The sequence below is a fragment of the Hazenella coriacea genome (assembly GCF_004341825.1).
GTDB lineage: Bacteria > Bacillota > Bacilli > Thermoactinomycetales > Thermoactinomycetaceae > Hazenella > Hazenella coriacea.
Genome location: NZ_SMAG01000002.1, coordinates 155,197 through 172,196, shown reverse-complemented (window position 1 = coordinate 172,196; position 17,000 = coordinate 155,197). Strand labels below are relative to the sequence as shown.

The 17,000-nt window shown below is 41.4% G+C and carries 21 protein-coding genes; 1 reads left to right on the top strand and 20 read right to left on the bottom strand.

Annotated features, from left to right (window positions below; genetic code table 11):
* Nucleotides 1–50 precede the first annotated feature (50 nt).
* From atpG to EDD58_RS04085, 15 genes are all read right to left on the bottom strand, one after another.
* Entirely contained in the window at nucleotides 51–920 is an 870-nt protein-coding gene (gene atpG / locus EDD58_RS04155) for an ATP synthase F1 subunit gamma (RefSeq protein ID WP_131923587.1), read from the bottom strand.
* Nucleotides 921–1,016: 96 nt separating this feature from the next.
* Nucleotides 1,017–2,531 carry a F0F1 ATP synthase subunit alpha gene (gene atpA / locus EDD58_RS04150; RefSeq protein WP_131923586.1) on the bottom strand — a complete coding sequence of 505 codons (1,515 nt, stop codon included), beginning with the start codon at nucleotides 2,529–2,531 and terminating at the stop codon, nucleotides 1,017–1,019.
* Between the two features lie 34 nt (nucleotides 2,532–2,565).
* On the bottom strand, nucleotides 2,566–3,111 hold the full coding sequence (locus EDD58_RS04145) for a F0F1 ATP synthase subunit delta (protein WP_131923585.1): 546 nt from the start codon (nucleotides 3,109–3,111) through the stop codon (nucleotides 2,566–2,568).
* On the bottom strand, nucleotides 3,108–3,596 hold the full coding sequence (gene atpF, locus EDD58_RS04140; protein WP_243648651.1) for a F0F1 ATP synthase subunit B: 489 nt from the start codon (nucleotides 3,594–3,596) through the stop codon (nucleotides 3,108–3,110). Before atpF ends, EDD58_RS04145 begins: the two co-directional genes overlap by 4 nt.
* A 69-nt stretch (nucleotides 3,597–3,665) precedes the next feature.
* On the bottom strand, nucleotides 3,666–3,914 hold the full coding sequence (gene atpE, locus EDD58_RS04135) for a F0F1 ATP synthase subunit C (RefSeq protein ID WP_243648650.1): 249 nt from the start codon (nucleotides 3,912–3,914) through the stop codon (nucleotides 3,666–3,668).
* 35 nt (nucleotides 3,915–3,949) lie between these two features.
* The gene (atpB, locus tag EDD58_RS04130) at nucleotides 3,950–4,672 is read right to left on the bottom strand and encodes a F0F1 ATP synthase subunit A (RefSeq protein ID WP_131923584.1); all 723 of its coding nucleotides are present in this window, start codon (nucleotides 4,670–4,672) and stop codon (nucleotides 3,950–3,952) included.
* Between the two features lie 18 nt (nucleotides 4,673–4,690).
* The gene (locus EDD58_RS04125) at nucleotides 4,691–5,074 is read right to left on the bottom strand and encodes an ATP synthase subunit I (protein WP_131923583.1); all 384 of its coding nucleotides are present in this window, start codon (nucleotides 5,072–5,074) and stop codon (nucleotides 4,691–4,693) included.
* Between the two features lie 7 nt (nucleotides 5,075–5,081).
* Nucleotides 5,082–5,297, bottom strand: a complete 216-nt coding sequence (locus EDD58_RS04120) for an AtpZ/AtpI family protein (RefSeq protein WP_131923582.1) — start codon at nucleotides 5,295–5,297, stop codon at nucleotides 5,082–5,084.
* 344 nt (nucleotides 5,298–5,641) lie between these two features.
* Complete coding sequence (gene upp, locus EDD58_RS04115) at nucleotides 5,642–6,271, bottom strand: uracil phosphoribosyltransferase (RefSeq protein WP_131923581.1); 630 nt, start codon at nucleotides 6,269–6,271, stop codon at nucleotides 5,642–5,644.
* A 163-nt stretch (nucleotides 6,272–6,434) separates the two neighbouring features.
* Complete coding sequence (locus EDD58_RS04110; RefSeq protein WP_131923580.1) at nucleotides 6,435–7,679, bottom strand: serine hydroxymethyltransferase; 1,245 nt, start codon at nucleotides 7,677–7,679, stop codon at nucleotides 6,435–6,437.
* 352 nt (nucleotides 7,680–8,031) lie between these two features.
* The gene (locus EDD58_RS04105; protein WP_131923579.1) at nucleotides 8,032–8,595 is read right to left on the bottom strand and encodes a TIGR01440 family protein; all 564 of its coding nucleotides are present in this window, start codon (nucleotides 8,593–8,595) and stop codon (nucleotides 8,032–8,034) included.
* Between the two features lie 2 nt (nucleotides 8,596–8,597).
* Nucleotides 8,598–9,041, bottom strand: coding sequence for a ribose 5-phosphate isomerase B (gene rpiB, locus EDD58_RS04100; RefSeq protein WP_131923578.1), 444 nt, complete (start codon nucleotides 9,039–9,041; stop codon nucleotides 8,598–8,600).
* Between the two features lie 146 nt (nucleotides 9,042–9,187).
* Entirely contained in the window at nucleotides 9,188–9,862 is a 675-nt protein-coding gene (locus EDD58_RS04095) for a low molecular weight protein arginine phosphatase (protein ID WP_131923577.1), read from the bottom strand.
* Between the two features lie 30 nt (nucleotides 9,863–9,892).
* Nucleotides 9,893–10,618 carry a ZIP family metal transporter gene (locus EDD58_RS04090; protein ID WP_131923576.1) on the bottom strand — a complete coding sequence of 242 codons (726 nt, stop codon included), beginning with the start codon at nucleotides 10,616–10,618 and terminating at the stop codon, nucleotides 9,893–9,895.
* Nucleotides 10,612–11,178 (bottom strand): manganese efflux pump MntP, encoded by a 567-nt coding sequence (locus EDD58_RS04085; protein ID WP_131923575.1) that lies wholly within the window; start codon nucleotides 11,176–11,178, stop codon nucleotides 10,612–10,614. Before EDD58_RS04085 ends, EDD58_RS04090 begins: the two co-directional genes overlap by 7 nt.
* Before the next feature lie 144 nt (nucleotides 11,179–11,322).
* Between EDD58_RS04085 and EDD58_RS04080 the strand changes: the two genes are divergently transcribed.
* Nucleotides 11,323–12,144 (top strand): DUF2785 domain-containing protein, encoded by an 822-nt coding sequence (locus EDD58_RS04080; RefSeq protein WP_131923574.1) that lies wholly within the window; start codon nucleotides 11,323–11,325, stop codon nucleotides 12,142–12,144.
* A 93-nt stretch (nucleotides 12,145–12,237) separates the two neighbouring features.
* Here EDD58_RS04080 and EDD58_RS04075 read toward each other — a convergent pair whose 3' ends face one another.
* The 5 genes from EDD58_RS04075 to prfA all read right to left on the bottom strand — a co-directional run bounded on the left by EDD58_RS04075 (nucleotide 12,238) and on the right by prfA (nucleotide 16,932).
* Nucleotides 12,238–13,305 carry an L-threonylcarbamoyladenylate synthase gene (locus EDD58_RS04075; protein ID WP_243648649.1) on the bottom strand — a complete coding sequence of 356 codons (1,068 nt, stop codon included), beginning with the start codon at nucleotides 13,303–13,305 and terminating at the stop codon, nucleotides 12,238–12,240.
* Nucleotides 13,306–13,414: 109 nt separating this feature from the next.
* The gene (locus EDD58_RS04070) at nucleotides 13,415–13,888 is read right to left on the bottom strand and encodes a GNAT family N-acetyltransferase (protein ID WP_131923572.1); all 474 of its coding nucleotides are present in this window, start codon (nucleotides 13,886–13,888) and stop codon (nucleotides 13,415–13,417) included.
* Between the two features lie 126 nt (nucleotides 13,889–14,014).
* The gene (gene spoIIR, locus EDD58_RS04065; protein ID WP_131923571.1) at nucleotides 14,015–14,701 is read right to left on the bottom strand and encodes a stage II sporulation protein R; all 687 of its coding nucleotides are present in this window, start codon (nucleotides 14,699–14,701) and stop codon (nucleotides 14,015–14,017) included.
* Nucleotides 14,702–14,953: 252 nt separating this feature from the next.
* The gene (prmC, locus tag EDD58_RS04060) at nucleotides 14,954–15,841 is read right to left on the bottom strand and encodes a peptide chain release factor N(5)-glutamine methyltransferase (protein WP_165875786.1); all 888 of its coding nucleotides are present in this window, start codon (nucleotides 15,839–15,841) and stop codon (nucleotides 14,954–14,956) included.
* A gap of 23 nt (nucleotides 15,842–15,864) precedes the next feature.
* Nucleotides 15,865–16,932 (bottom strand): peptide chain release factor 1, encoded by a 1,068-nt coding sequence (gene prfA, locus EDD58_RS04055; protein ID WP_131923569.1) that lies wholly within the window; start codon nucleotides 16,930–16,932, stop codon nucleotides 15,865–15,867.
* Between the last annotated feature and the right edge of the window lie 68 nt (nucleotides 16,933–17,000).

Sequence of the window (17,000 nt, the reverse complement as noted above, 5' to 3'; positions counted from 1 at the left end):
ATGCTATATCGTGAACCCCTAACTCGGGGAGATGTTTGGATCCGTTCTGTTTACAGTGCTGCTGCTCCACCCACGATCTCCGCAATCTCTTGGGTAATCGCAGCTTGACGTGCCCGGTTAAATTGAAGGGTTAATTGTGCAATGAGTTCAGTTGCGTTATCGGTTGCGTTGTTCATCGCAGTCATCCGTGCCGCAAATTCACTTGCTTTTCCATCCATAAGTGCACTATAGATCAGAGTCTCAGCATAACGAGGTAAAATGGATGCCAAAACCTCTTCTTGAGAAGGTTCATATTCGTACTCTGTTTTAACAAATGATTGATCTTCAGCAAATTCATCACTTGCCAGCGGAAGTAAACGCTTTTCAATCGGTTGTTGTGACACCGCATTGATAAATTCATTGTACAGCAAGTACAATTCGTCAAATTTTTCTTCAGCATAGAACTGAACTGCTTCACTAGCAATCGCTTTGATATCTACAAAAGAAGGAGAGTCTCCCAATCCAGTCACTTCGCTGATCACTGGTAATCCCCGACGCTTCAAATACTCTGCACCTTTTCGACCGATAACAAATATAACATACTCATCATTGCTTTGATGGCGCTTTTGTACTGTTTGAACCAGAAGACGAAGAAGATTGCTATTATAGCCCCCAGCAAGACCACGATCAGAAGTGATGACTAGGTATCCCGTTTTCTTAACAGGACGAGAAGTCAACATAGGATGACTAACATCTTTTGTTCCTTGTGCTAGATTTATAATCACTTCGCGTAATTTAGCAGCATAAGGACGTGAAGCCTCTGCGAGTTCCTGTGCATGTCGTAGCTTTGCAGCTGCAACCATTTGCATCGCTTTCGTGATTTGACGGGTATTTTCTTTTGAACGAATACTCCGCTTAATATCTCTCATTGATTCTGCCATGTGAAAGTTCACCGCCCTTTCATCTACTGAACCACCCTTCCAGCAGACTGCCGGAAAGGATGATCAGTAAGAGTGAGGAATGATTGGTTCAACCCTTTATTCCGAGACGACAAAACCTTTTTTAAACGTTTCAATTGCTTTTTGCAATTTTTTATCGTTTTCGTCTTCCATCTTCTTAGATTCACGAATGCTTGCATAGATATCTTCATTGTTCATATCTAAGTAAACATGGAATTCCTTCTCAAAACGACGTACATCTTCAACAGGAATATCGTCCAAATGACCTTTGGTTACGAGGTATAAGGAAACGACTTGCTTTTCAACAGGTAATGGTTCGTTTTCATCCTGTTTCAAGATTTCAATCGCACGTTTACCACGTTCCAATTTAGCACGGGTAACTTTATCTAAGTCTGAACCAAATTGGGCAAATGCGGCTAACTCATTGTACTGAGAAAGTTCAAGTTTTAGTGTACCTGCAACTTTGCTCATTGCTTTAATTTGCGCAGCTCCCCCTACACGAGATACGGAGAAACCAACGTCAACCGCTGGACGAATTCCAGCGTGGAATAAGTCAGACTCAAGGAAGATTTGACCATCTGTGATCGAGATCACGTTGGTTGGAATATAAGCAGAGATATCCCCTGCTTGGGTTTCGATAAATGGAAGTGCGGTTAAGGAACCACCACCACGCTCATCTGACAACTTCGCAGCACGCTCTAACAAGCGAGAGTGGAGATAGAATACATCCCCAGGGTAAGCTTCACGACCTGGTGGGCGACGGAGCAAGAGGGAAAGCTCACGATATGCTGCCGCTTGCTTTGAGAGGTCATCGTAAACACATAGCACGTGACCACCATTGTACATGAAGTATTCACCCATAGCTGTACCTGAATATGGTGCTAAGAAGAGAAGTGGTGCTGGATCAGAAGCACTTGCCGCTACAACGATTGTGTAGTCCAAAGCGCCATGACGACGTAATTTCTCAACCACTTGAGCGATGGTTGATTGTTTTTGACCGATGGCTACGTAGACACAAACCATGTTTTGGTCTTTTTGATTGATGATCGTGTCAATCGCAATCGATGTTTTACCTGTTTGACGGTCACCAATGATCAATTCACGTTGCCCACGACCAATTGGAATCATTGCGTCAATCGCTTTAATCCCTGTTTGCATTGGTTCATGTACTGATTTCCGATCAATCACACCAGGAGCGTTCGCTTCGACTGGACGGAAATGAGTGGTTTCAATCGGCCCTTTTCCATCAAGTGGTTGTCCTAGTGGGTTTACTACACGCCCTAATAAAGCTTCACCTACAGGTACTTCCATCAAGCGGTTGGTCCGCTTCACTTGGTCCCCTTCACGAATGTCGGTATATGGACCAAGGATAACAATACCTACAGAACTTTCTTCAAGGTTAAGAACCATTCCCATGATTCCACCTTTAAATTCAACCAGTTCACCAGCCATTGCATTTTGCAAGCCGTGAACACGAGCAATTCCGTCCCCAACTGCGATTACGGTTCCGACGTCTGAAACTTCAACATCGGCACTGTAGTTTGCGATCTGCTGCTTAATCAGCGAGCTGATCTCTTCCGGTTTAATGCTCATCGTGTATGTCACCCCAATCTCATGTTCATCTGATCTATCCGATTCTAGATTCTTTTAAACGATCACGAAAATGATTCAAACTCGTTCTTAAACTACCATCATATAAGCGATCCCCTACTTGAACGATCACGCCACCCAAGATATCGGAATCCACCTTTTCCATAATATGAAGTTCTTTACCAACGATTGGTTGAAATCGTTCAACCAACTGTTGTTTGTCCTCATTAGAAAGCGGGAAAGCAGTAGTAACAACGGCTTCGGCAACTCCCTTTTCTTGGTTGACTAAGCCTCTATACGTTACATAAGCATCCGAAAGGATCGTCTCACGATGACGATCCGCTAGTAAGAAGAGAAAATTGCGTGTTACCTCATTCAATTGAGCAAATGCCGACTGAAATAACGCTTTCTTCATTGTGGCATCTGTCATTGGATGGTTTAACCAGTCAACTAACTCTGGATTAGCGGATAAGGTTTCAACCACGACTGCTAGATCTTTTTCAACTACATCCAGCAATTTCTTTTCCAAGGCGACTTCAAACAGCGCTTTCGCATAACGCTTTGCTACAATGGATTGGTTCATTGTAATCTTCCTACTTGCTCAAGATAGCGATCCACTAGTTTGGATTGACCTTTTGCATCCAATTCTTTTTCCAACATTTTGGAAGCCAATTGGACAGTCAAAGCACCCACTTCATCCCGTAAGCTTGCGATCGCTTTCTCTTTTTCACGCTGAATTTCACTTGTCGCCTCTTTAATCATCCGTTCAGCACGTTGTTGAGCTTGATTCAGAATTTCTTCTGCTTCACGTTCTTTTTGCGCTTTCGCTCGTTCGATAATTTCTTTCGCTTCCAAGCGAGCTTCGTTTAAAGCTTCTCTCTGATCTGCTAAAAACTTCTCCGCTTCGACCCGATTCGTTTCAGCCGTTTTAATTTGATTTTCGATATGATCTTCACGTTTTTTCATCGTCTCTAACATCGGACGAAGAGCAAACTTAGCGATAAGTAACATTAGACCTATAAAGATGAGTAACGTAGCAAGAGTTGTACCCAGGTGAAAACTTATCAAGTCAAGTCACTCCCTTCAAGCTTAAAATAAAAGCGGGGGAGAATCTCTTCCCCCACTTGAACTCGTTCATTAGATAATTTCAAACAGAATTAAGATACCACAAGCGATACCGATAATTGGCAACGCCTCGAGCAAACCGAAAACGATCATAGATTGACCAAATAGAGTTCCACGAGCTTCTGGTTGACGAGTAATTCCTTCGATGTACTTAGCGAATAAGTTACTGTTACCGATCGCAGCTCCTAGAGCAGCAAAAGCGATCATAAGTGCACCTGCAATAATCTTTAAAGCTTCTGGCATAGTAAGTACTTGTTCCATTTACATGTTCCTCCTTTATACTTGAAACATCCATTTTAGTGATCTGTAGAAATTTTCTGTGCAATATACACGTTAGCTAGAACGGTAAAGATATAAGCTTGGATCAACCCAACAAAGAGAGAGAAGCCGATCCACACAACGAGTGGCAATCCAGAGAAAGCCAAGTTCATCTTTGTCAATAAGACAGTGATCAAGATTTCACCAGCAAAAATGTTGGCCCATATACGCAACGCATGTGTTAATGGTTTAGAGAACTCCTCGATGACGTGAATGATTCCTAATGGGTTGATAAAGTGTTTGACATAGTTTTTGAAGCTAGTAATAATCCCCATAAAGTTCGCAAAAAGAGCAATTGCAATTGCAAAAGCAAAGGCAAAGTTCATATCAGCTGTTGGTGATTTGAGCAAAGATATGTGATCATCTTTTTCTAATCCCAACGCTGGGATGGGCTCTGTCACAGTAGCTGTGACCATTCCGATAACACCCATTTGGTTAGCAACCAAGATAAATAAAAACAAGGTTAATGTAAATGCTAGAAATTTTGGAGCTCGTTTGTCGTCATAGGCCAGCTTCGTAATGCTATTGGCAAAGTCGATTACCATCTCCATGACTGTTTGAACCCCACGTGGCACCATCTCTCTCCGACGAGTTGCCCACATGACAAATACGAAAACAATGATAGCAGCTATCAATGAAGCTCCAACCACTGTCAAATCAAAGGTCATACCTAAAAAATCTACCTTTGGTGTTGTCTCCATTCTCCAACCTCACCCCCTTTATGTATTGTTCTCAATACGCAAAAACCAAAGTTGGACAATAACAGCAATAATATAGCAAACCGGCAACCCTAAAAAAATCATCCTGAAATCAACCAGTTCGGGAAACTGGATAGCTATGAGAAATGCTGCACAAATCATAAGAATACGATTCATCATGCCGATCCCTGGAGTTTGAAGGGAGCCAGTGGCTATCGCAACTTCACCTGCAATCCGAAGCCTGCGAGCCAAATGTAAAATATTATACAAACTAACTATAACACCAATCATTAGGCCTGCAATAGCTTTCTGAAAAGGGAATATAAACCACGAAATTAATAAAAGTGAAAGGAAAATGACGGTTAGCAAAATGATTCTGGTTCGCATAAAATGCAAGGAATCCATGAGGAGTTCAATCCTTTATTAAGGCCTTAAAGGTATAAAATGCACTGACAAAACCCAAGGTTAAACCAAGTAAAAATCCCACCAAAATAAGGATTGGTTTTGTCCCCCACATTTGATCAAGCCACTTACCTAACCAGGCCCCACCAACTGTTGAGATCAGAACTTCCATACCCATTGATCCAATCGTAGCCGCAATGTACAAAGGATTTCCTTTATTGCTCATATGAATCCCCCATTAGAAATCTCCTTTTGAGGAGAAAAATGATCTTGAGGAGTCAAGCGAAGGATTGGTCTATGGATATATGTCTTTCCCCTGCTTATAGTAACGAAGCAAGCTGGGTGTTGTCAACGCTTTCTAAAAAAAGAGATTTGAACAGTTTGTCACATTTTATACAAAGTTAGCGTACACAGGAAATTCTATTACTTGATTTACATAGTATTTTCACTTGTTTTCTTAGAAAATTCCTTAAAGAAAGCAAGTAAAAAAATAATATCTTTGATAGAACTCCCTGTAGCTAACTTTATATATCAGTTCCATTAGATGAAATGAAATAGTAAATTATGACTCTATTTTGTTCCAAAAAGCCGATCTCCTGCATCACCAAGTCCAGGTACAATATAACTTTTTTCATTTAAAGTTTCATCTACTGCTGCTACATAAATATCTACATCATCATGATCTTTTTTAATTCGATCAATTCCTGGGGCAGCTGCAATGAGACACATCAGCTTAATATTTTTAGCCCCCATCTTTTTAAGTGCACGAATCGCTTCTGAGGCAGACCCTCCTGTTGCTAACATCGGATCGATCACAATTAATTCACGCTCGCCAATATCGGAGGGCATTTTAGCATAATAGTGTACAGGTTCCAATGTTTCTGGGTCCCGATATAAGCCAATATGTCCTACCTTAGCTGCTGGGATTAACTTCAAAATACCTTCGACCATTCCCAAACCTGCACGCAAAATAGGAACCAAGCCCAGTTTTTTGCCTGCTAAAACTTTACATTGTGCTTTTGCTACAGGGGTTTCGACAGTCACCTCTTTGACAGGCATATCCCTAGTAATCTCATAAGCCATTAAGGTAGAAACCTCATTAACCAATTCCCTAAACTCTTTGGTTCCCGTATTCTTGTCACGTATGTACGTCATTTTGTGCTGGATCAATGGATGATTAAATACATAAACACTACCCACCTGCTCCACTCCTCTCAATCGTCTTTTGTGCCACTGTTGATTATAACGGATTTTTTAATGAAACAAAGTATCTTGTCTATATTATTTGCATTTAAATTTATTTCCAATCGAAAGTTAGGCGTGAGAAAAGCCACTTCAATAGCGAGTGGCTTTTCTAATAAAACTATGAAAGATGCTCATAAAGTGGATATTTAGCTGTTAATTGAGACACCCGTTCACTCGCCTCTTGCTGAGCTTGAGCATCTTCAGGTTGTTTCAAAGTAAGAGCCATAATCGCAGCAATTTCTTCCATCGCTGACTCATCCATTCCACGACTTGTTACAGCTGCAGTTCCAATACGAACACCACTTGTAACAAATGGACTTTCTGGATCAAATGGAATGGTATTTTTATTGGTAGTAATGCCGATTTCATCCAATAAATGCTCTGCTTTTTTACCTGTTAAATTTAAATTACGAACATCGATTAAGATTAAATGGTTGTCAGTTCCACCAGAGATCAAGTCCAAACCGTGTTGAGAAAGAGATTTCGCAAGATGAGACGCATTTTTAATCACTTGTTCAGAGTACGCTTTAAAATCATCAGACAGAGCTTCACCCAATGCCACAGCTTTAGCTGCGATTACATGCATGAGTGGACCCCCTTGAATTCCTGGGAAAATAGACTTATCGATAATTTTTGCGAACTTTTCCTTGCATAGAATCATCCCACCCCGTGGTCCACGCAATGTTTTATGGGTGGTTGTAGTGACAATGTCAGCGTAAGGAACTGGATTTGGATGATGACCTGTAGCGACTAATCCTGCAATATGTGCCATATCCACCATAAGATAACAACCGACTTCATCCGCAATGTCACGTAAACGAGCAAAATCAATTTCTCTTGGATAAGCACTAGCGCCTGCCACCAGTAACTTAGGCTTATGTTCCAATGCTAGGCGACGAACCTCTTCATAATTGATTCGATGGGTTTCAGGATCTACACCGTAAGCGACAAACTCATACAACTGCCCAGAAAAGTTGACAGGGCTTCCATGGGTTAAATGCCCTCCATGAGCTAAATTCATGCCTAAAACGGTATCTCCAGGCTGTAAAACACTAAAATATACAGCCATGTTGGCTTGTGCACCCGAGTGAGGTTGCACATTGGCATGTTCAGCACCGAAAAGTTCTTTGGCTCGCTCTCTGGCTAAATCCTCAACAACGTCTACATGTTCACAACCACCATAGTAACGCTTTCCTGGGTAACCTTCTGCATATTTATTGGTAAGTACAGTGCCCAAAGCTTCCATCACGGCTTCACTAACAAAGTTCTCAGAAGCAATTAACTCAATTTTATCTCTTTGGCGATGTAGTTCAGCCGAAATCGCTTGAGCTACCTGTGGATCTCTCTTACGCAAATGTTCCAAAAGATTCTCCCCCTTTGACTGAATCACTATTTTTATTCTATCAAACAGACTTGTTTAGCGTATCATTTATCTTGCTAATTTTAAATGAGTAACCCAATATTAGCATTTTTAGTAACATCGTGATCTAAATCCCGTCGGGTCGTTGTTTCTCTGTCTCGCTCTCGTAGCGGATTCACAAAAGTCGCTCGCCAGAGAAACATCTCCCCTCCTATCTAGGTTCATTCAATCAACCTGCTTGCTCTCCAATCCATTTAAGTGGTTTTGCTCATATAGAGTGAGTAAATGGAGTAGCCCTTTCTCCAAATCTTGATTTATTGCCATAGGACTAGTGATCCTCGTTACATTTCAGGATTTACTCACATGTAGTTTCTTGTACATAAACGGCTCTCGCCCCACCAATCAATTTTGGGCGCGTTTTTGCCATAGTTACATGAGCGAATCCAATTGTTTTCTGTTTAGCTCGAATGGGAACAGCGACTGGTTTTAAATGCATACCGATCAAAGTATCGCCAATATCAATTCCTGCGTCTGCTTGTACCTGTTCAACTAAGACACTGTTATCCAAATGACGAAAAGCATAAGCAGCCATCGCCCCGCCTGCATGTGAAACCGGAACAGCCATCACTTCTATCCATCCAAAGTTCTCTGCCGTGATCCTTTCTACAACGAGAGCACGATTTAAGTGTTCACAACATTGAAAAGCGATATGAAATCCATGTTCCTTCTTCATCTCCATGATTCCTTGAAACAGGGTGGCAGCGATTTGATCACTACCGCTTGTCCCAATCGACTTCCCTGCTACTTCGCTCGTACTGGTTCCAATGACAAGTAGGTTCTGATTGGTAAGTGGGATTTCATCTAATAGCTGTTGGATAACCTGTTTGATTTCTTGCTTGATTTGCAAGGAATCCACCATTCCTATTCGCTTCCTTCCAGTGCATGAATCTTTTTCACACGTCGCTCATGTCGATTCCCTTGAAATTCCGCAGACAGCCATGCACGTACTATCGACTTTGCTAAGTCTGGACCTACGACACGTTCACCCAAAGCTAAGATATTTGCATTATTATGTTCACGGCTCATGCGGGCAGAAAACTCATCACTCACCACTGCACAGCGGATTCCTTTTACTTTATTAGCTGCGATTGACATACCAATCCCTGTTCCACAAATTAATATCCCTAGATCAAACTCACCGTTAGCCACTTTTTCAGCTACTGGCTGAGCATAATCTGGATAATCGACGGAATCGTCACAATCACACCCAACATCCTCATATAAGATGCCCATTTCCTTCAATAACTCTTTAATTTCCGCTTTTAAACGTAGCCCTCCATGGTCAGAACCTAACAAAATCTTCATCATCTTAATGCCTCCATTATATTGTTCCTGTATTAGAAAAATAAGTAGAAATCATAAGTCCATCATTCTAATGAATCGACCTAGGAAAAACTCCTAAATATCGGTAAATATCGGTTCGCTCTAATGAGAGCCAACCTTTTCGCAAATCATTTAAGACTGTCCGAGTGACTCCATTTTTTTAAAAGCTGTATTAATTTATCCTCTAACTCATCCGCACATTGACGATATACATCAACTGAGCCCCCGAATGGATCTACAATATCTGCATGACCCTGATGAGACTTTAATTGCTGAAGAAGCAATTCATCTTTTTGCAACAAGTGTTCACATTCCTTAAGCCACTCTTTCACTGCACTCTCAGGAATCACTAATTCATTATATTGATTGGGTTTTGTCAAGTATTGGGATACCAGTTCTTCCCGTTTTTCCTCTATGAGAGCGTGATTCTGTTCAAATTCCTTTAACAGCTTCTCCTTTTCTGGATCTTCACTTAGATATTCTGTTAAAGTGTAAATTTTATCCATACTTTCTGGAAATCGACTCAGTAATACATGCTTATGATTTTGGGTCATCGTTAAAATAACATCTGCCCAATCCATTAACTCGTCTTTCACCATTTGCGAACGATGGGGATGGTGAATCCCCTTTTCCTTCAGTACCTGGAGCGCATGATCAGATGCAATTCCTCCATCGATTGCCGCAACACCAGCGGAGCGCACTTCGATTGGAAATTGTCCCTCCTCAGCAATCTTCTTCAAGATCGCTTCAGCCATTGGACTACGGCAAGTGTTTCCTGTACAAACAAATAAGATATGTAACATATCTCTCACCTCATCTCCTCTCTATCAGTATCAGTGGAAGAGGTGGATGATATACATCAATAAACAACCACTTCCGATCCCTATCCAAGTATGAGTTTGAGAGAGTGCTAATGCTCTTGGACCAATTTCCCTACATACGATCCAAATCATAGACACAGCAGCAAAAACAAGACCAATGGCTACTACATCTAGCGAGTCGGTCATATATTTCCCTAACCATGTTCCGATCGGTAAAATAGCACCACTAAATAAGCTCAACAGAAAAATAAACAGCGGATGCTTTCCTGCTACTACCAGCGGAGCTGCTAAACCAATTCCTTCAGGGAGATTATGAACGAGCATAGCGATCACCAACGTATGTCCTAATTGTGCTTCCAACTGATACCCCATTCCAATCGCTATCCCTTCTGGAGCATTGTGTAGGGCAATTGCAATCACTAAAAAGATTCCTAAACGACCCAGTTGATGATCGGATTCCCCCTCATCTTTTACTTTACTGAAAGGAAGATGATGGATCAATAGCATGGCTACAATCGCAATCACAAATCCAATCCAAAGGTGAGGCCAACCTCCATACGTGAAAGCAGATGGTAATAAGGTGAAATAAGTGACTAACACCATCACTCCTGCTGACATTCCCAATGAAAAAGCAACTTGTCTCGAGTTGAGCCGAAAAAAGAGAACGAGTAAGGAGCCAATCACTGTCGAAAGCCCTGTCAACGAACTATAGAAGATCGCTTCCCACTCGCCTACCATAAGAATTTACTCCCCAACGTCAATAAAATAATTCCTCCAACCACCTCTCCATACCTACCTAACCAATGACCCACAAATCGTCCTAGATAGAGTCCTGACCCAGCCATCAACGCTCCCATCAATCCAAACAACGCCACAGCTATCCAGATATCTGTTGAGAATAATCCCAAACTTAAACCGGCCGATAAGGAATCCATGCTTACGCTTAGAGAAAACATAAGCAATCCCCAAATGGAGAAGTTGACTTGAATCCCAGATTCTTCACCTCTTGCCTTATAAACGTTCCAGAGCATATTAAATCCTAGTAAACATAACATGCCTCCCCCAACCATCGCTGTAATATCTTTCATCATTACACTTAAATATTGACCAATCACAATTCCGATTAGAGGCATGAAAATATGAAAAATACCAATGGATCCACTTAAGCAAGCTATTTTTCGAGACGAGGGTTGGTGCATTCCCATTCCAATCCCTAATGAAAACGCATCCATTCCCAAAGCCATAGCAATCATCAGTAATGTGAGGAGTTGACCCCACTGTGGCAAGGATAGCTCCATCGTTATCCTCCCTTGTCCTAAACCCGCTTGTCAAAAGGTATGCCTAAGTCCGAAAAAAAAGAACAGTCCCGCAAAGGCTATATTCAAACTTCAAAATGAGATGTTATAATTATTTGATCTGGGCCAGAAAGGAATGATACATATATGCAAGAGCATGAATTGAAACAATTATTGAGGGAATTAGATAACTCCAAATCTGAAACATCTTTCGATTGGAGTTCGCTATGTACATCGATGCTCCCTTGGATCGGCTCAACAGATTCTGATCTTCGTGAGCTTATTTATTCAACCTATTCTCAGATCATCTTAAACGAGTGGATCTCTCCTACTGAGTGCAAAAATATATTAGAGGTGTGTTTGGATGAACAACATCTTATGTTCCAACTTGGGTCGTCTGAAGATGATTCCGTCTTTATGCGCTCTTTCTCTTCATTAGTGATCGCCTTGATCTTAGAAGTAAATGCAGAGAAGAACTTCTTGGAAGATGAGATCATTACCAAAGTAAAAGAAAAGTTAACCCTCTATACTCCTCAAGAGCAAGATGTCAGAGGGTATGTAGAAGAAAAAGGATGGGCACATAGTATCGCTCATGTGGCAGATGCTTGGGATGCTTGGATCAAAAGTCCTCAATTAACCGAAAGCGACTTTAAAGAAGTAGGCACGATCTTGTGTAAGGTGGCAATGACACCCCTCGCTGTGTACCAATACGAAGAAGATGAACGACTCATTACCCCTATGATAGAAATGCTCAAAAGAGGACTACCTGAAACAGAACTGAAGCTTTGGCTCCAACAAATGTTACAACAATTAGATCAATGTAAAGGTAGCCTACCTTTGCCGCTCTGGATGCATATGAACATTAACTTAAAATTATTTCTGCGGAGTTTATACTTTCGATTTATGCATTTAAAAAAATTTCCTGTATTACAATCCGATTTAAAAGAAATTCTAGCGTTAAAATATTGAAATCACTCAACCTTATATCAAATGATAAGCAAAAAAGGCATGCTTCACTTACCTAAACATGCCTTTTCTTAGTTACTGATTTACCTAAAAAGTTTAAACGCGAATGATTTTTCCGCCTGCGGCTTTCTGCAAACGATTCATGACTGAATGATAGAGACCTTTTTCCGGAAAAGTTTCTGCAAGGATCAACTCGATGTCTTCATCATCAAAGCGGCGAAGAGTATGGTATAAATCCTTCGCTACACTTGCTGGTTCTTTCCTCTGACCACAGGCGATCACTAAGTCAGCTTGATACTGATCTTGAAACTCTTCAGTCGTTAGTATGCCAACTTTTCTCTTTTCACGCATCGCCTCTCGTGCCAACTGAGTGATCCGTGCACGCATCTTCTGTTCACTTCCAGAGACGAGCCACATTTCCCCTCGTGGAGCATAATGCTGATATTTCATTCCAGGGGATCGTGGAGCTACCATTTTGGAGAATAACCCTTGGTCTACACGTACGTCCCCAATCACATCACGAATCTCCTCAATCGTTACTCCCCCTGGACGAAGCAATACAGGAGTTTTTTCTGTCACATCAATAACAGTAGACTCAACCCCCACTCCTGTTGCCCCTCCATCTAAGAGAATATCAATCCTCCCAGATAGATCTTTCCACACATGAGCAGCTTCTGTCGGGCTAGGTCTTCCAGATCGATTGGCACTGGGTGCTGCGACTGGAACTTGAGCCAGTTGCAAAAGTGCAAGGGCAACTGGATGCTCAGGAATTCGAACTGCTACAGTAGATAACCCCGCAGTCACTTGAGAAGCTACACGACCATTATGTGGTAAAACAAGGGTAAGGGGACCTGGCCAAAAACGCTCAATTAACTGATGAGCAACATCAGGAATCTCTGCTACCCAGTCACTCAATTGTTCAACTTCACCCAAATGTACAATCAGTGGGTTATCTGAAGGTCTTCCCTTTGCTGTAAATATTGTAGAAACTGCTTGTTCATTGGTGGCGTCTGCCCCCAGTCCATATACAGTCTCAGTAGGAAAAGCGACCAATCCTCCTTCACGAAGTAGTAAGGAAGCTTGGTTTAGAAATTCATTTTGTTTAAGTTGCTTAATTTCTTCTGTCCATGGAATCTTCCACCAGTGAGTCGTTCTCAGTTGCAACGTACATTCTCCTTTTAGTTCACATCTGACTAAAAACCATTTTAACTCCATTTGAGACGATTATCATCATGAGAAATATCAACCCTTCATTTTCAGTAAACCAATCATCCTATGGATCTACTTGGACAGCTTCCTTCCCCTCTCTCTGTAAACAATGATAAACCATCGGAATCCCATGACTCATTGATGAATTTAGATGAGCAGATGTTCGGATCGATTCAGGTAGTTCTTCTTTCTGGATCATTGAGAAACCCAATGGTTCAAATAAAGGCGCCAAGGTATTAGTGATTAAGAAAATTGAATCGCATTTTAGCTTTTCAGCTTGCATCAATAACATCTGAATCAGCTGTAGTCCGATCTGAGGCTTCCAAATTTCTCGTTTAAGTACAAATGACCGTAACAAACCATAAGGATGATAAACTTCCATGCCGGCTACTCCAAGTATTTCACAGCCTTCACTTGACTCCACAACAAGAAAATGTTGAAGATGTTCAGAGAGGTCATGGTGGTATAGCCCAGATTCTACTAATAGCTGTTGAATACCTTTTAGATCCTCACGGTTCGCTTTACGAATGACTAACATCAATCAGTCCCCCCTTGTCCATCTTTTTCACCCATATGCAGGGGACTCTCCTTTTAGAACAAAAAATCCGGATCTAAGTTCCGGATTACAAAAAGTATTCATGTCTATTTATATAAGCCTTATTCTCTAGCGAAACCAATCCAACCATTTATCAAGAAAGAGAAATCGCACTTCGACTGATTGCTCTTTTTCTGTTGGAAACACTTCAGTATCCACCACTTTACTTGCTGAAGCATAAATTTTGTTTTGCGTTGTCATCGAAGCTGGAAGTGGATCGGGCCGAGGAATCGCATCCCCGTTACTCATATCTACAAAACAGAGCGGTGGAAATAAGACACACCACCAGTTGTCCCCTTTTCCATCACCAATCGTAATTCGCAAGGCTTCATAATTTCCCGCTGGATATACTTGATCCCCATATAGCTTAGTTGGAAATGGTACACTGCCAAAGTCAACCTGAACAGGGTATGAGAAGCCTTGTTGCTTAATCGTCTCCTCAGCAATCTGTTGAAAAGTAGGTAAATGTTGTTTGATCAGCTTACGGGCCTCTTGGATATTAGCAGGACGATGTGCCCAAGTCTCAATTTCCTTGATCATCTCATCTCGAACTTTTCTTTTTAAATACTGGTCTTTCACATCATCACTATGAGCTAAAATTCGGAGACGAATCGCTTGGTCTGGGATTTCTTCCGATTCTGTATCTATCTGATTCATCGCGTTAAGCGAAATAGTTTCCCCAAATCCTTGTTGAGTATAGACAAACCACACAGATAAACCGACTAAAAAAGATAAGATAAAAGTGCGAACTTGCATCATTACATCCTCCTCTTTGTCCCTCTACTTAAATTATGGACAAGTTTGAAGGTACTTAGTCGCACTTTTTTGTAATTAGGCTCTAAAGTAAAAAAATACTAAGGTCAAATATAGGTAAATTCAAAGGATGAGCCGGAATTACCCTCTTCTTTGCAAGATACAAACTCCGAAGGATGAGTATTGAGCTCCATTACTTGATCGTATAGGTAACCTCATCAATACTACGGAGGTGACTCATTACCATAAAGTAATCTAGATATTACTGTTACAATAGCCGACTACGACACGATCCCTACCTGCCAGATCTTGTTTCACTTGTACCGTCATCTCGAGCGAGATTTGAGATACCCATGAAGATACAGCCTGACCTTGTTCAGAGCCAATTTCGAAACAAATTAACTGTTTTTTAGCTTTCCACTGAGCTAACTGTTTTGTAAGAACTCGATAAGGCTCTAATCCATCTACTCCACCATCTAAAGCAAGGAGAGGTTCATACTGAGCGACCTGTTTTTCTAGTGTAGGCACTACATCTGTGGGGATATAGGGAGGATTGGACACGCAAATATCCACAGGAGTATTCGTGGATAATGGATGCAGATATTCTCCATGAATCCATGTAATCTGCTCTCGAACACCATGTTTAGTGGCATTTTTTTGGGCTATTTCCAAAGCAGATAGAGAAATATCGATCGCCGTTACCTTCCAATGAGGTCGTTCAGCTGCCAAAGTTACAGCAATAGCACCACTTCCTGTACCTACATCGACGACATGTAAAGGCTCTTGGGACCAGAGTTGGTCTGCTGTAGTTAATACGGTCTCAATCAGAATCTCTGTCTCAGGTCGTGGAATTAAAACAGAGGGATTCACTTCAAATAATCGCCCAAAGAATTCTTGGTCTCCTAATATATATTGAATCGGTTCGCCCACGCCTCTTCGTTGTAACCATTCATCCCATCGACTTTGTAATTCTACAGGAAAAGGTTCATCCAACTTCATAAAAAAGTGAGTTCGATCGATCTGCAAAAGACGACGCATCAATAACTCAGCTTCAAAAGTCGGTGAATCGATCCCTTTTTGTGCTAAAAAAGAGGAAGCCTGTTGATAGGCTTCCCGAATCCTTATTGGTTGTGGCTCAAACACGTTAAGAGACTCCTTATCATCAATTAATTCGCATTCTGAAGTAACTCTGTCTGTTCATACAAGATCAGCGAATCTATGATCTCATTGAGATCCCCATCTAAAATCAAATCTAATTTGTGTAATGTAAGCCCAATCCGATGGTCTGTGACACGACTTTGCGGAAAATTATAGGTACGGATCCGTTCGCTTCGGTCACCTGTGCCTACCTGCGTTTTTCTCGCATCTGCCATTTTTGCCATTTCTTCTTGTTGTTTAATGTCAAAGAGTCGAGCACGCAAAACCCGAAGCGCTTTATCTTTATTTTTAATTTGTGATTTTTCATCCTGACAGGAAACAACGATTCCAGTAGGTAAGTGGGTAATCCGAACCGCTGATTTGGTCGTATTTACACTTTGCCCACCTGGTCCGCTTGAACAAAAGGTATCAATCCGAAGATCCTTATCATGAATTTCAATTTCTACATCTTCAGCTTCAGGTAAAACAGCCACTGTTGCTGTTGAGGTATGGATTCTTCCCCCTGATTCAGTAGAAGGAACTCGCTGAACGCGATGGGCTCCACTCTCATATTTTAAGCGACTGTATGCCCCATGGCCTTGGATCGAAAAGATCACTTCCTTAAATCCGCCCAAACCTGTACTATTCGCCTCTAATAATTCCACTTTCCATCGTTGACGCTCCGCATAACGTGTATACATCCGGTAAAGATTAGAGGCAAAGAGAGCCGCTTCATCTCCACCTGCCGCTCCACGGATTTCAACGATTACGTTTTTGTCGTCATTTGGATCTTTAGGTAGAAGGAGGATTTTAATCTTTTCCTCCAATCCGTCTTTTCGTTCACTTAGTTCATCAATCTCCACTTTAACGAGCTCTCGCATCTCGTCATCCAGCTTTTCTTCCAACATTTGTTTAGCGTCTTGGTACTGCTCCACAACTTCTTTATATTCCAAATAAGCCTGATTCTGCTCTTCCAAGCTCGATTGCTCTTTGGAATAAGTCCGTAATTTATTTGTATCGTTAATCACTTCTGGGTCACATAGCAAACGGCTAAGTTCTTCATACCGTTGGTGAATCGATTCTAGACGATCCAACACTGTTCTTCACTCCCATATGTTGAAAATGAATCCGATCATCCATTTTCAAAAAGCATCATGCGTCATTT